10 protein-coding genes and 1 pseudogene are annotated in these 14,970 nt (G+C 59.2%); 1 reads left to right on the top strand and 10 read right to left on the bottom strand.

Annotated elements, in window-relative coordinates; all coding sequences use genetic code 11:
* Window position 1: 1 nt before the first annotated feature.
* From ACNHGR_RS05900 to ACNHGR_RS05885, 4 genes and pseudogenes are all read right to left on the bottom strand, one after another.
* Window positions 2-655 carry a sensor histidine kinase gene (locus ACNHGR_RS05900; protein WP_475288340.1) on the bottom strand — a complete coding sequence of 218 codons (654 nt, stop codon included), beginning with the start codon at window positions 653-655 and terminating at the stop codon, window positions 2-4.
* Between the two features lie 36 nt (window positions 656-691).
* A pseudogene (locus ACNHGR_RS05895) lies at window positions 692-901 on the bottom strand (PAS domain-containing protein); the annotation flags it as partial.
* Between the two features lie 45 nt (window positions 902-946).
* A protein-coding gene (locus ACNHGR_RS05890; protein WP_475284352.1) for an IS3 family transposase occupies window positions 947-2,118 on the bottom strand; the annotation gives its coding sequence in 2 pieces (ribosomal slippage) (window positions 947-1,854 and window positions 1,854-2,118; 1,173 coding nt in all).
* Window positions 2,069-2,371, bottom strand: coding sequence for a hypothetical protein (locus ACNHGR_RS05885; protein ID WP_475284637.1), 303 nt, complete (start codon window positions 2,369-2,371; stop codon window positions 2,069-2,071). The genes ACNHGR_RS05890 and ACNHGR_RS05885 overlap by 50 nt, the downstream gene beginning before the upstream one ends.
* 203 nt (window positions 2,372-2,574) lie before the next feature.
* Here ACNHGR_RS05885 and ACNHGR_RS05880 point away from each other — a divergent pair, with 203 nt between their 5' ends.
* A complete protein-coding gene (locus ACNHGR_RS05880) occupies window positions 2,575-3,057 on the top strand; it encodes a pyridoxamine 5'-phosphate oxidase family protein (protein ID WP_475284635.1) in 483 nt (160 codons plus the stop codon).
* 549 nt (window positions 3,058-3,606) lie between these two features.
* Here ACNHGR_RS05880 and ACNHGR_RS05875 read toward each other — a convergent pair.
* The 6 genes from ACNHGR_RS05875 to glgX form a co-directional block, all read right to left on the bottom strand.
* A complete protein-coding gene (locus tag ACNHGR_RS05875; protein ID WP_475284633.1) occupies window positions 3,607-6,735 on the bottom strand; it encodes a DEAD/DEAH box helicase in 3,129 nt (1,042 codons plus the stop codon).
* Window positions 6,732-7,289, bottom strand: coding sequence for a PRC-barrel domain-containing protein (locus ACNHGR_RS05870; RefSeq protein ID WP_475288338.1), 558 nt, complete (start codon window positions 7,287-7,289; stop codon window positions 6,732-6,734). Before ACNHGR_RS05870 ends, ACNHGR_RS05875 begins: the two co-directional genes overlap by 4 nt.
* Before the next feature lie 591 nt (window positions 7,290-7,880).
* Window positions 7,881-8,195 (bottom strand): hypothetical protein, encoded by a 315-nt coding sequence (locus ACNHGR_RS05865; RefSeq protein WP_475284632.1) that lies wholly within the window; start codon window positions 8,193-8,195, stop codon window positions 7,881-7,883.
* A gap of 68 nt (window positions 8,196-8,263) precedes the next feature.
* Window positions 8,264-10,657 (bottom strand): malto-oligosyltrehalose synthase, encoded by a 2,394-nt coding sequence (treY, locus tag ACNHGR_RS05860; RefSeq protein ID WP_475284630.1) that lies wholly within the window; start codon window positions 10,655-10,657, stop codon window positions 8,264-8,266.
* Window positions 10,654-12,414 (bottom strand): 4-alpha-glucanotransferase, encoded by a 1,761-nt coding sequence (gene malQ / locus ACNHGR_RS05855; protein ID WP_475284628.1) that lies wholly within the window; start codon window positions 12,412-12,414, stop codon window positions 10,654-10,656. The genes treY and malQ overlap by 4 nt, the downstream gene beginning before the upstream one ends.
* Window positions 12,411-14,933: a glycogen debranching protein GlgX gene (gene glgX, locus ACNHGR_RS05850; protein WP_475284626.1), complete on the bottom strand. Its 2,523-nt coding sequence runs from the start codon at window positions 14,931-14,933 to the stop codon at window positions 12,411-12,413. The genes malQ and glgX overlap by 4 nt, the downstream gene beginning before the upstream one ends.
* Window positions 14,934-14,970: the final 37 nt, after the last annotated feature.

Raw genomic sequence — 14,970 nt, 5'->3', positions numbered from 1 at the left:
CTCATCGGGCGCCCTCGGTCCGGGGAAATGTAATTGTGACACATGTTCCCGGCGCCATGTTGCTCCATGTGGCTTCTGCCTTGGCTTGGCGAGCCAACCTTGTGATTAAGGAAAGGCCGATGCTTTTGGTTCGTTTTGCGGAGGGAAAGCCGGGGCCGTCGTCGCAAATGCGGATCATGCCGCAAGCATCTTCATTACGTACCTGCAAGCTAAGCTTGCCGGGGCGGCCATCAGCAAAAGCGTGCTTGACCGCATTGATGAGTATCTCATTTAATATTAACCCGAGGGCGGAAGCATGGGCCGCATCGACCAGCAACGTGTCCGCATCGATTGCCAGCATAATATCCGTCCGTCCGCTCGAACCGATTACGTCGCGCGTCAGACTGCCGGCAAACTCTCCAATGTCGAACGTGGCGATGTCCTGCGACTGGTACAGCTGTCGATGTACGACAGCAAGAGCATCCACTCGCTCGAGCATGCTGTCTAGCTTGGCCGTTATGACCGGATCGTCGATCGTCCTTGCTTGCAATCGCAGCAATGAGCCAATCATGGTGAGATTATTTTTGACCCTGTGGTCTACCTCGTGAAGCAATATCGTCTTCGCATCGAGCGCGGCGCGCAATTCAGCAGTTCGCCGTTCAACCTCACGCTCCACCAGATCTTTCTGCTCGTGAATGGAATTTTGAGCTTCCACACGGTCGGTCACGTTTAGCTGCGAAGCAAAGAAAAACCTTATGATGCCATCTTTGTCTCGTACAGGCGACATATACAGGGCATTCCAAAACGTCGTCCCATCCTTTCGATAGTTCAACAGGTCGATATCGACGTCGTGACCGTCACATATCGCCTCCCGCAACTTTGCAATGGACTCGGAGTCGGTTTCGGGACCTTGAAGAAAGCGGCAGTTTCTTCTGACCTGCCCCCACCGAGTGGACCGATTGGTTTGTTAGTGGATTAATCCCATCGCCGCCATATCCGGACGGAGGTGGAGCGAAGCGGAACCGGAGGCCGGATATGGCGGTGTTGCCGTTTCTGGTGCCGGTGGTCGGTATCCAAGGCTGCTGTGCGGGCGAACGGTGTTGTAATGCCGCCGCCATGCCTCGATCAGCACCTTGGCCTCCGCGAGGCTGTAGAAAATCTCGCCGTTGAGCAGTTCGTCGCGAAGCGACCCGTTGAAGCTTTCGTTATAGCCATTCTCCCATGGTGATCCCGGCGTGATGTAGAGTGTCTTCACGCCGATCTGGCCCAGCCATTTCTGGACGGCGGTCGCAATAAATTCGCTGCCATTATCGGACCGTATATGTGCAGGCGGACCGCGCGAGACGAACAGGTCGGCCAAGGCAGCCAGAACATCCTCATGCTTGAGCTGCCGTGCAACGATGAGCGCCAGGCATTCCCTGCTGGCCTCGTCGATGATCGTGAGGATGCGGAACTTGCGGCCATCATGCGTCCGCCCCTCGACGAAATCGTAGGCCCAGACATGTCCCGGATATTCGGGTCGTAGCCGGATGCATGAACCGTCATTGAGCCACAAGCGTCCCCGCTTTGACTGGCGCGGCGGAACCTTCAGCCCCTCACGCCGCCAGATCCGCTCAACCCGTTTATGGTTCACCGTCCATCCTGCATGACACAGTAATGCCGTCACCCGGCGATAGCCATAACGACCATATTGCTTCGCCAAAGCGACGATATCCTCTGTCAGTGCCTGTTCGTCATCCGCCCCGCGCGGCACCTTGCGCTGTGTCGATCGATGCTGACCCAGCACCCGGCATATCCGTCGCTCGGACACCGGAAGCTCTCGTCGTAAATGATCGATGCAGCGCCGCCGCCGCGCAGGGCTCAGAAGTTTCCCTTGGCAGCCTCCTGCAGGATCAGCTTGTCCAGCGTCAGGTCCGAAATCGCCCGGCGAAGACGCTGGTTCTCTTTCTCCAGATCCTTCATCCGCCGCGCTTGGTCGGTCTTCAGCCCGCCATATTCCTTGCGCCAGCGATAATAAGTCTGCTCGCTGACCCCGATCCGACGGCATGCTTCGGCGGTCGAAGTCCCCTGCGCCAGCACAATCTCAACTTCACGCAGCTTGCCGATGATCTCTTCCGGCTTGTGCTTCTTGAATGGCATCTGTCGTCCCTTTCGTGGTCCAGACTATCATAGTCTCTGGGCCACTCAGCAGGGGGCAGATCATTTCTTCGCGTGCATAGCCCGTCAATTCCTGAAAGGCCACATTCCAGAACACGATAGGGTTATCGTTCTGGGACGGGTCCGTAATGACCATGGGCATCCGTGTTGCCCTGACGGCAGCGGCGAATGGATCGCCGCGACCATGTTCATAAGCAAGCTGATCCGTCAAATGCCAGTCGTCGCGTTGTTTCAAAGCCCGTCTCCGGTGATGCCGACGGGCTTCACACCTGTCCAAACCTGAGATCGAGATTCAAAGTTCCCGGCCCATTGGGACAAGTTGGCAACGACGTTATCAATGGCCACCGATGTTGCAGCCACCTGAATTATCTATGGAGTCGCCGAGAAACGCAAATTGCTATCGCGCGTTGTCCATGACGCAATCTCTAGGAGAGTAGAATGGCAGTCGACGTGCATGAGCTCAAGCGACATATGTGGGAAAAGCTTGAAAAGGGCCCCTTTATAATGATCGGCCTAGCGAATGGCGAAAGCCATTCGGAACCGCTGACCGCTCAGCTCGACAAGGACCAGGTCGACACCATCTGGTTTTTTATCGGCAAAGACAACCGCCTCGCCAAGGGCGGTCCGGCGATGGCTCAATTCGTCTCAAAGGGGCAGGACTTCTTCGCTTGCTTGTCGGGTAATGTAGCGATCGACAATGATCCGCACATGATAGAAAAGCTATGGTCAAAGCCTGTTGAAGCCTGGTTTCCCGAGGGAAAGTCAGATCCCAATCTGGCACTTCTTCGCTTCGACATTGACAACGCCGAACTCTGGGAATCAGATATGTCTCTGACCGGTAAGCTGAAAATGCTTTTCGGCGGCCGCATCCGCGTCGACGAAGAGGGCAGCCACGCCGTCGTGTCAAACACGATTGTCTAGCACCGCGTGTTGGGCAGCGTAGCATTGAACTATGGTGCCCGATCCGCTCAGCGGTAGGCAAATCCCTGGCGTCAGGCCAGCACGAGAAAATTACTGATGTCAGCGGGACCAGCTTCTCTAGCCGGCTTGCAAGGCAAAGAGATCCGCTACGGCTTCAACCTACGAGATACCGCTGCCCAATATAATCAATCCGAAATCACCAGATGCAGACGTTGCCGGATCGCCTTTCCGGACACGATGCCGCGCCTGCTTCACCTATCAGGGAAGGCGGATGTTCCTCCGATCGGTAAGGTTGCTGCTCGATGCGTAGCAGTGGGACTGAAATTGAGGCGTGAGAATATGAAACCTCTACGTAGGTATTAAGGTCTTTCGCTTGGAGCGGGCTATTGAGCTAGGTATTTCGTCGACGTCCAGTAGCACATTCGGTTGCTCTCGCTGGAGATTTCGTGGGCGCTTTCGCAAGATCGGGGGGAGGCGTGGCAAATAAACTCTGCGTCCCCTTTGAGGATGCCCGGACGGCTATCTCCTGGATGCATCCCAAGAGCTCTATCATCTGCCCTCAGGCCGGAGAAGTCTCTCAAGAAGCGCAACGATGCGCGCCGGCAGGGTGATGCCTTGGTGCTGCTCCTTTAGGAGCCAGCGTCCACCCTTTCTGGTAAGATTCAGGGAAGGAGGAAGTTTGCGCTTCTGATCGCGGGGCGTCAACGCAATACCGCCGGGGCCAGCATCGATCCGCTCGATATCAGCCTTTCGAGCTAATATCGTGATGCGGGCCGCTTCAATGAGCTTTTGTCCCGCTGGTGGCAGTGGGCCAAACCTGTCAAGCAGTTCTGCCTCGAGACTGTCGAGATCGCCTTCCAGGGCAATATGCGCGAGCTTCACGTAGAGACCAAGACGGACGTCGTCGTCGGGTATCCACGATGAGGGAAAGGCTCCGACATTACCGATATTGATATTCGGTTGCCAAAGCGTGGCATCCTCACCGCGCGCGTGGCGCAGTGCTGCCTCGAAAAGATGCTGATAGAGATCGACGCCGATGAGCTTCATATGCCCGGCTTGTGTCTGAGCAAGAGGATCTCCCGCGCCGCGCTGGTCGAGGTCGGCAGCACTGATCTCGAAACCGGCGCCGAGCCGGTCATATGTCGCCAGCGTGCGGAGCCGTTTCATGGTCCGCTCCGCGATGACCTTTTCGGTTATCAAAATCACTTGACCCCGACGGTTGCCACGCCCTACGCGGCCGCGCAACTGATGTAGCTGGGCAAGCCCAAACCGGTCGGCTCGCCAGACGATCATCGTGTTGGCGCGGGGCACGTCGAGGCCGGCTTCGATGATGTTGGTTGCAAGAAGTATGTCTCCATCGCCGTCGCTAAAGCAAACCATGGCCTCATCGATCTGGGCAGGCGCCATCTTGCCGTGAGCCTCGATTTTCCGGAGCGTGGGCACGATACGCATGAGCCGTTCAGAAAGGGGGCCGAGGTCCTCGACGCGAGGAACGACGACAAAGCTCTGGCCGCCCCGCGATTTTTCGCGAAGCAGGGCTGTCCGGATCATGGTATCATCGGGCGGGGCAATGCTCGTCCTGATCGGCTGGCGCCGAGCAGGGGGCGTTGCGATGATCGAGATCTGCTGAAGGCCGATCATGGCCCGGTGGAGCGTGCGTGGTATAGGCGTCGCACTCATCGCAAGCAAATGAACCGTCGCATCTCCCCGCAGCCTTGTCTTGTCGGCGGCGCCAAATCTTTGTTCCTCGTCAATGATAACGAGGCCAAGTCTCGCATAACGAACATCGTTTGCCATGACCGCGCCCGTGCCGATGACGATGTGGATAGATCCTTCGGCAAGTCCGGTCTTAACGGATTTCTTTTGCGCAGCGCTCGACAGACGGGACAAAGAGGCGACATTGAGACCGAAACCCGCAAACCGGCGCTGGAAGCTTTGCAGATGCTGGCGCACCAATATCGTCGTTGGAGCGGCCAGCACGACCTGATGACCGGCAAGAGCCGCCAGAGCCGCTGCGCGCAGTGCGATCTCCGTTTTTCCATAGCCCACATCGCCAACGACAAGCCGATCCATGGGCCGACCGCTCGCCAGATCGTCACGCACGGCCTGTATCGTTCGCGCTTGGTCCACCGTTTCGTTGAAGGGGAAGGTTGCGACAAACCTTTCATAGGCAATAGGATCAGGATCCAGCACTGGCGCTTCCAATCTGGCCCGCTCACGCGCCAGCTTTGTCAACGCCCGCGCGCTTGCTGCCAGCTCCTCGTCGATGGCGTGCCTGCGCTTCTCCCAGCTAGATCCGCTCAGTGTATCGAGCTTTACTGCACCCGCGTCGGCCCCGTAACGCCAGATCCGTCGCGCCTCGTGAATGGGTACTAGGCGGCGCGCGCCTCTGTCATATTCCAATGCGATGAGCTCGGCATCGTCCTCACCAGGAGCAGGTTCAAGACCGATCACCTTGCCTACCCCATGGTCCTGATGAACAATAACGTCTCCAGCGCGGATGTCGCCGTCGGCGCGGCCAAGTACAGTCATGGAAGTTACGGGTGCTTCGCCGGTAATCGCGCGGCTGCCCAGCAGATCGGCTGCGGCGATGAGAAGCAGTTTCTCGCTCATCGCACCTCCATCAACCGGCGCGGAGAGCGCTGCCAGCGCGCCCGGCGGCAGCGCGAAGACCGCTTCCATGCCGTCGACAGTTTCGATTCTTTTTCCGAAGGATTTTTCGATCTTGGCCTTCAGGAACCGCACGTCGCGCTGGCTACCGACCAGCAGAAGCCGCTTGCCCTGCTCTAGATGGGGGAGGGCGAACCGATGCAGCGCGCCTAGGGCAGCGCGTTGTTCGACAAACCTCGGGACACCCGTAATCGTGGCGCTGCACACCTTCTCCACCCAGGCTGCAATATGCTTTGACCAATGTGCTGGCGTTGCAGCATCGACCTTAGCTTCTGCGCCGGCCGCTTGTTTCGCTAGGCGATAAAAGCGTTGACGCTGATGCTCTGCGTGTTGTCCGACGTAGAGATGGCCAGGGCGCAGATGAGCGAGAATAGTGACCGTCTTCCTGGATTGGGGTTCGATCGCCCGTCCGATATCGAGGGCTTCGCATGTCTCGCGGGTCAGTTGAGTCATAGGGTCATAGCGGCGAATGCCTATGATGCGGCCTTCGGCGACATCGATGCGCGCGGGCAGACCTGCATCGGCCGGGAAAATGTCGATCACCCCACCACGGACTGCTACCTCTCCGGGCTCGTCGACCCGGTCGTCAACGACATAGCCAAGAGCCTCCATGCTGGCGGCGAAACTTTCCATATCAACCGCCTCTCCCTGCCTTAATCGAGGTGGGGCGGCGTCGAAAGCGCAAGGATCAGCATATAAGCGAGCCGCTGCTTCACCGCTTAGTACTGTGATGAGAGATGATCTGCCTTCTTCACTCATCAGCGTTCGCAAATGCCGGAGCGCCGCCACCCGCCGACCGACATTTGCGGGCGAGGCGGGCGCGCCGTCACCAGGCAGAGTATCGCTCGAGGGCACGAAGACGACATGCCGCTTCGGAGCCAACGCACTTAGTGCTGCGGCGACCGCTTGCGCCTCCTGCTCGTCGTCAGCCATATACAGGAGGTCGTTCTCATCTGGCGATCCGAGAAGCTGCAACACAGTCTCGCCCAATCCGCGTTTTGCAGTCATGGCGCGTCCTCATTCGTGATGTGTCCGGGCGCGGCTGGCCAGTCAGCGTCGGCAAGCACGGGCAGAGCCTCGAACCATTGGAGTGAATGACGTAGGGTAAGCCTGTCGCAGGCAAAATCTATCTCGGCGCGCGCAACCGCACGCAGCGCTTCACCGATGCCGCCAATCCCGCTCGAGGCAACGACGACATAGCTGACATGACCATCCTTGCAGGTCACCAGCGCCTCGACGGCATTACCAACAGTCTCTCCGTCGCACGCGGTGACCGGCATACCGGCGATGCCGGTGGCGGTGAAGAGTGTTGGAAAAGGCGATATGCGGCTGGCTTCCGCAGCGGACTTGCCACCATCTTCATAGGCGCGCTGGCGCCCGAGCCACCGCCACACCCCCAACAGATTAACAAGTGTGAGGAAGCCGTTAGTGGCAAGAAGATTGGTCTGGTTCGATGAAAAGCCCACGATCGACCAAGCGATGGATCCTACGGTGAAGACAATAAAACCCCATCCGGTTACGCGCGCGCCAAGATTGGCAGCGGTCATCATTGCCGCGATCATTGTAGCCACAGGCGCAATCCAGGCAGCGACATCTTCCAATTGCGTTGCTCCGTGGGTGAAAGGTCAGAAGGTAGCGGGATGCCTTCTATGCCGGGTTGGAGTCTTCCGCTGCAGAACGTTCCAAGCGCAACTCGTTGCTTTCTGAAGCGCTCGCGGGCGGAAAAAGTAGAACGACGGGAGCGCCAAGCCGTCGAGCCGGCTCGGAAAAAGGGTCTTGGAAAAAGCCAGCGTCCAATTGAAATAGTCAATGGTCATATGTCGACGATATTGTCGCGCGTAAAACAAGGCCATGTCGGCTACCAACCGCAGATGGCGGGCGGCTTACGGGCTGCTGCTTAAGCCTCCAGTTGAATGGCTGCACGGATGCCGACGGACGGCACCCATGCCAAGTCGCTCGATCAGGGTTATGACTGAGCGACGAGCAAGCTGGATGCCTTCCCATATCTGTTGTTTTTCAGTCCTTTGATTATCGGAACCCACAGCCGAGCTACGACAAGTTTAAGGGTTGAATTCGCCGGCCTCGGGAAGACGTCGGTGGCAAAATGGAGCTATCCAAGAGGCCTCTGATGCAAGACTGCCCGTGCCAGCTACTCAGGCTGCGGCAGCTTGTGAAATGTAAAGTCGATCAACCTTCTGGAGTAGTAACACACAATTCTCGAATTTCGCCGACGCCACATGCACTTGCTGCCCATCGATATGACGGAGACTCAGCTCCCATAGGATATCGCTGTCGACGCATTGCTGGCGCGCGTTTTCGCTCTCGAACAGGATTTTCTCTCCCCGGCGTTCACGGTCGAGCAGATGCCGCGCTACGGTTGTATGCATATCGCGATGAGCATTGCAGCGCAGCTCGATTGTGTCGACGCGGGCAGCGAACCATTCAAGCGTTCGGGACTCAAATACCACGAGCATCTCCCATTTCGGCCAATAAAGAGCCTTGACGGAGACGCGTTGTCCAAGCGGTTGTTCCGCATTTATTTCGCAACTTTATCGAGGTTAATAAGAAAGGGGTCGCGCGCAAATATTTCGCGCGCCAGCAGAGGCTGATCGAGCCGTAGACAGGTGTCCTGCCAGAAGGACGGGGGAGGGAGGCCGCCATAGGCAATTACGAGTGCTGCCGAGCGAATGACGACGGCGCATGTGAGCCGGCGCTGCTCATGGAGTCGAGTAAAGGCCAGAATGTGGCCGGCAAGCGGTCCCTCGACGAGTACCGGCTCATAGCTGCCAGCTGCAAACAGAGGTGCATTTTCGCGGCGTATCGTCAGCAGTCGGCGAACAAGGTCGAACTTGGGGTCACGGGGGCCATCTGTGTCGGACAGCTGCATCTGTCGGAATTGATAGTCGACGTCCCGCCGATTGTCCGGATCGACAAGGCTGAGGTCGGGCAACTCACATCCCTGAAAAATGTCCGGGATTCCTGGAAGGCAGAATTTGAGTACAGTCTGCGCCAGACTGATGATTCTGGCGGCTGGCGCGATCTGGCCGACGAAGCGATTGAGGTCGGCCGTAAATACCGGATCTCCTAGGAGACTGTCGACAAGTCGTGTCGCGTCACGTTCATAATCCAGTCGAGGTGCTTCCCAGCTGGAGCGCAGGCGCGCTTCCCTGAGTAATTTGAGTTGCCACGCCTGGATCCGGCTGAGAAAGGATGATTGGTCGGTTTGGCTAGGCCAGGCGCCCAAAATGGTCTGGAAAAGCTGATATCGGTCGGCTGGATGGACGCAGGCACCATGACCTTGGGCTATATGGCTCCAGCGCTCGACAGTTTGCCGCCACAAATCTGGTATGCCGCTCAGGACTGCGATCCGCGCACGGCCGTCCTCGCCGCGCTTATGGTCATGCGTCGCGGTGGCGAGCAAAGCTGCTGGGAAATCCCGTGCGCGATCCATTGCCCGGCGGTGAAATTCGGCTGGAGGGATGGCAAATTGTTCGGGCAGCGATCCGACCTCATTGGCCGATAGTAGCGGGGCGCGGCGATAGAAGGCGGTATCTTCCACACCCTTCGCCGCGATGGGCGCCGAAAGTTGTTGGAAACGACGCACGGCCTCGGCGGCCAGGTCCGGGTCGCCCGGGCCATCTCCAGCAAGCCATGCCAGGATCTGCCGCGCGACGGGTGCTTCGCCGGGGGGGAGAAGAGGCTGAATGGCCTCCCACGCTTCTGTTCGTGCGGCCTCATCGCCTGACGGCGCAGAGCGCCCATCCCCATAGGTGCGGTAGACCGGAAAAACCTGGAGCAGGCAGGTGATTGCTCGGCGCAGCATGGCGGTCGTAAAGTCTTCCAGTGCTGGGCTTTCGGTCCTTTGCGCGAGCGCCTCGAAGGCGAGGACGCAGGCACTTAGCTGCGCCTCGAACTGCCACTCGAGCATATCACGTCTAGACTTGAGGAGGACGGTCCGGATGTCCGATTGGTCCGGATCGAGAGCGGTCCAGAGCTCGCCCAGTGGCGCTTCACCCGCAGGTTCATGAAGCAGCGCCATGACATCGCGCATGAAGTCATAGCCAGTGGTGCCATCGACGCCCCAGTCGGTCGACAGCTGCTCTTGGTCACCCAGTATCTTTTCAACAAGGATGGTAGCACCCGGACGGATGGCGTCCATTCGGGCGCGCAGCTTGCGGCAATAACCGGCCGGGTCGGTCAGCCCATCGACATGGTCTATCCGCAAACCGTCTATCAAACCATCCTCATAGAGGCGAAAATAGAGCGCGTGGGTCACCTCGAAGACAGAAGGATCTTCGACCCTGAGGCCGGCAAGCTCATTGATCGAGAAGAAACGGCGCCAGTTCAGCCGATCATTGGCCGCGCGCCAGTGTAGGAGTAAATAATGTTGCGCCCGTACGATCGCTGCGATGTCACCATCCTGCGGCCCGTCGGGGCGCAGCGGCAATTTTTGATCGCCATAGAGAAGCAAATGCGGCTCGCCATGCGATCCCAGAATCAGATCGCCATGCTCAATGACGTCTGCCAAGGGCTCTCCCAGAATGGGAAGCGCAAGCGGACCGTTCCAGTCGATATCGAAAAAACGGGCAAATGAACTGGCGCGGCCAAGCCGCAAAACATCATTCCACCATGGGTTCTCGCCGCCCGCGACGCCCATGTGATTAGGAACGATATCGATGATGATGCCCATTTCATGAGCGCGGAGGTTAGCCACGAGACTGCGAAAGCCCTCTTCTCCGCCCAGTTCTGGATTTATGCATGTGGGATCGACCACGTCATAGCCATGGGTCGATCCGCGTCGCGCGGTCGTGATTGGGGAGGCGTAGAGATGACTAACGCCAAGATCCGCCAGATAAGGGACAATCGCCTCGGCCGCTGCGAACGGAAAATCGCTGGTGAGTTGCACCCGGTAAGTTGCGCGTGGCGTCATGCGGGCTTCCTTTGTCGCGGGCTCTCATTCGGGCGAGCCCTTGTCAGGCGGGCGATGCGGCGCTTTACATCGGGTCGCGTGAGGAGGGTCTCGATGCGAGCGGGAAGGCGGCGGCGCCAGTTGGGATGCTCGACCGTGGTGCCCGGAAGATTGGGCTGATCGACAAGGCCTACCAAATCCTCCATTGGCACCAGCAGCAACGGTGCGCGGGACATGGCCAGAAAGATCAGAGCCTGCTCGATGACGGGTGCCGGATCATCGTCGGCAGGTTGCGGCTTGCCCGCCCCGATCGCCGCCCACAGAGCGCGGCGGCCTTCTGCTCGCTCGCTCCTCGTTTCTCCGCCACGGTCGAGCTTTCGGTTCCAGTCAAGATCGCGTCCAGTCCACCACCCCGCGATCGTCGCCACATCATGGGTGCCGCTCATAGCGACGGAAGTCTGCGGGTAGCTGGAGTTGTCCACGAACCCATTCTGATCGCGGGCAAACGGCAGCACCGTCATACCGTAGATACCCGCAGCTTCGAGCGCTTCGCCAAAGCCGGGCGGCCGAGTGCCGAGATCCTCCGCTACGACGATTGCGCCAGCGCGCCAGGCTTCTAGCTTAAGCAGGCGGAGCATGTCGGAGAAGGGATAGGCTAGGTAGGCGCCTTCGGATGCCGGGTGCCCTTTAGGTATCACCCAAAGCCTCTGCAAGCCGAATGCATGATCGATCCGGATGCCCCCGCCTCGCGGCAGATTGGCTCGTAACATAGCTATGAAAGGCGCAAATCCCCGTTCGGCAAGGCCTCGGGGACTGTAGCTTGTGAGGCCCCAGTCCTGGCCGCGCGGTCCGAGCGGGTCGGGCGGTGCCCCGATGCTCATCCCATGAAGAAATGCGCCCGGATCGCCGCAGACTTCCGCTCCGAGCGGATCGACGCCTACCGCAAGGTCGGCGATGAGACCAATAGCCATACCGGCTTGCCGAGCAGCGCATTGCACACTCTCCAGTCCAGCGTGCGCCTTCTTCTGAAGGAAGCGCTCGAACGCGGTCTCGTCGCGTCCGTCATCTGCGCTGAGGTTGAATTCGTCACGTAGCGCGGTCAGCTTAAGGGGGCCAGCGACCTCCCAGTCGATCAAGTCGCTGGCCGCTGCGACGCCGGGCCTGTCAGCGGGGGCCAGCAAGGCATTAAGAGCGACGCGGCTCGACGGCGAATAGGGTGAGAAGCGGCCCGGTTCGGTAAGCGCTAGGGCGTGCACCGGGCTGAGCGCGATGGCGTCGGCGCCGCAGGCTCCAAGCTTTGCAACGGCATCGGCAAGCAGGCCAAAATCGCCAAAGTCTTTGTTTTCGCCGCGCAGGGAAGGTATCTGAATGGTGACACCCCAGATGCGCTGCTTGATAGCGGGACAGCGCGCAGGCGCGGCTGCTATCAAGATTGTGCCGTCTTCATAGTCGGCATGATAGTAGCCGGGCCGGGACAGACCCTGATCGATATTAAGTTCAATAGCTTCGCCCGTCTCGTAGCGAAGGCCAAGCGCGCCTTCGAGCATGGGGAGCGGCGCGCCGCAGTCAACCGTGATTAATGAAGGGGGGAGCGGCCGTTGCTGGTGCAGTGTCTCGCGTGCGACGGCGATCGTCGCATCGTCACTTGCCGGATATCCCAGTGCTGCGAGGATCGCACGCAAATTCTCGTCAGTCACGACCTGTTCTTGGCCGTTCGAATCGGTCCAGAGGCGCGCGATACCTGCTTCTTGTGCCAACTCGTGAAGCAAGGCGCTCATGGCGCCTGGACCCAGCAGGCACATGAGGCGGGTGCTCCCGGCTGCCCGGTCGCAAAAAGGGGCTCCGTGCAAAGGGGCGCGCTGACGGCTGTGTCACCCAGATTGATAAGGATGGCGAGAAGGCGGCCGTCTCCTAGGGTCCAAGACGCTTGGACGGCTGCCTTGGACAATGCGCTTGCCTCGCGGGCGCGGACGCCAGCGAGGCCTGGAACGATCTGCTCGCGCCGAAGCGTCAACAACGACTGGTAGAATCCGCACCAGTCGCCGGCGTGGGGCCCTTCGACGACGCTTGCCCTCTCGAAGGTATCTGGCGAATTGGGATCAGGAATATGCGCGCGCGCCTCCTCGCTAGCGAAGGCGGTGAAGCCCATGAACTCGCGCCGCCGGCCCTCGCGCACGGCGTCGGCGAGATCATCATGAAAGTCGGTGAAGAAGAGGAACGGGCTCTGCGCGCCGACCTCCTCACCCATGAAAAGCAGAGGGATTTGCGGCATCAGCAACAGAAGCGCAGCCGCCGCCTTCAGACGTTTGCACGAGGTCAACGTGATCAGCCGTTCGCCAAGTGCGCGGTTCCCGGTCTGGTCATGGTTCTGGAGGAAAGAGATGAATGCTGTGGGGGACAAATGGGCACTTGGTGTGCCGCGCGGTTTGCCTTCTTGATGGGGCGAAGGCTCGCCCTGATAGATGAAGCCTTCTGACAGGCAGCGGGCCAGCTTTTGCGCGGGGCTCTGCGCAAAATCCTCATAATAGGCGTCGGCCTCGCCGGTGAGCAGAACATGCATGACATTATGGAAATCGTCGTTCCACTGCGCAGCATATTTCCCCGGCCCCAGGTGCCCGGCATCGTTGCGTTCATTTTCCAACATAAGGTGGATATGGCGACCCGGTGTCGCCGCGTGGATGTCGCGCGCGAGGGCATCGAGGAAGACATCATCATCTATCGCATGGACCGCATCGAAGCGAAGTCCGTCAAAACCATAATCGTTGAGCCACATCAGCGCATTTTCGCGAAAGTAGCTTGCGACCTCTGGCCGATCGACCGCGATCGAGCCGCCCCAGGGCGTATGTTGTTCGGCATGGAAGAAGGATCCGGCATAGGCCCCCAGATAATTGCCGTCCGGACCGAAATGATTATAGACGACGTCGAGGAAGATCATGAGGCCCAAATCATGCGCGGCGTCGATCAGCGCGCGCAGGTCCGCCGGGCTGCCATAGGCCTCGGTCGGGGCAAAGGGCAGATCGGCCCGTTGCCCGGGATCGCCGCGCCAAAAACGCCGCGCAGTATCACGATATTTGTCGTTCCATTCGGCAAAGCCAGGCGGGAAATTGCCAAGCTGATAGCCGCCCATGCCCACATCCCATGGTTCGGTGATAAGCTTGAGGCGTCCGAGCACTGGATCCTGTCGCAGCACGTCAAAGAAACCGGCATTGGGATCAAAGCCATGATCGGTGCGACCTAGCGTCAGCCCAAGGTCAAACCGAAAACCGTCGACCCCGAAGCTGGTTGCCCAGTAGCGCAACGAGTCCGCCACCATCTGAATGACCCGGGCGTGGGTGAGTTTGAAGGTGTTGCCGGTGCCGGTATCGTTGAGACAATAGCGCGGGTCGTCGGGCAGCAGACGGTAGTAGGTCGCATTGTCGATGCCGCGCCAGGACAATGTCGGGCCGAGCTCGCTACCTTCGCTACTATGATTATAGACGACATCGAGGATCACTTCGATTCCGGCTGCGTGCAGGCGTCGCACTGCGATGCGCAATTCGTCATGGTTCTCGCTGGAAAAATAGCTTGGTTCGGGCGCGAAAAAGCTAAGGCTGTTATAGCCCCAATAGTTTCGCAAGCCCTTTTCAAGCAGGAACCTGTCCTGCGTAAAGGCATGGATCGGCATCAGTTCGAGCGTGGTGATGCCGAGGCGCTTCATATGGTCGATGACCTTAGGGTGCGCGAGCGCGGCGAACGTGCCACGTTCCTTCGCGGGCGCTGCTTCAAAGAGTTTAGTCAGGCCCTTGGCATGGGCCTCGTAAATCACTGTCTCTGACCAGGGGACGTTGGGTCGGACATCGCGCGACCAGTCGAAACTGTCATGGGTGACGACGGCTTTTGGCATGGCGTTGGCGCTGTCACGCCGGTCAAAGCCCAAATCTTTGCGCCGGCCACGAACGGGGTAACCGTGCAGCACGTCATTCCATCTTATGCTGCCTGACAGCCGGCGCGCATAGGGATCGAGCAGCAGCTTGTTGGGATTGAAGCGATGGCCTCGTTCAGGGGCGTAGGGGCCATAAACCCTGTAGCCATAGACAAGCCCGGGCCGCGCATCAGGCAGATAGCCATGCCAGACCTCGTCGGTACATTCCGGTAGAGTTAGCCGCGAGACTTCCTTTCGACCTCCAGGATCGAACAGGCAAAGTTCGATCCGATCGGCATTGGCGGAAAAAATCGCGAAATTTACGCCGAGCCCGTCAAAGCTCGCGCCCAGCGGATAGGGTGAGCCGCCCTCGAGGCGGTCTGGATGCGAGTTCAACAGCGCTGGTCCTGTCCTGAAGGCAACGGGCAACATC

It is taken from the genome of Sphingobium sp. RS1, from assembly GCF_056156825.1.
Note: the sequence above shows the minus strand (reverse complement) of the source record. Positions and strands in the feature narration are given on the sequence as shown.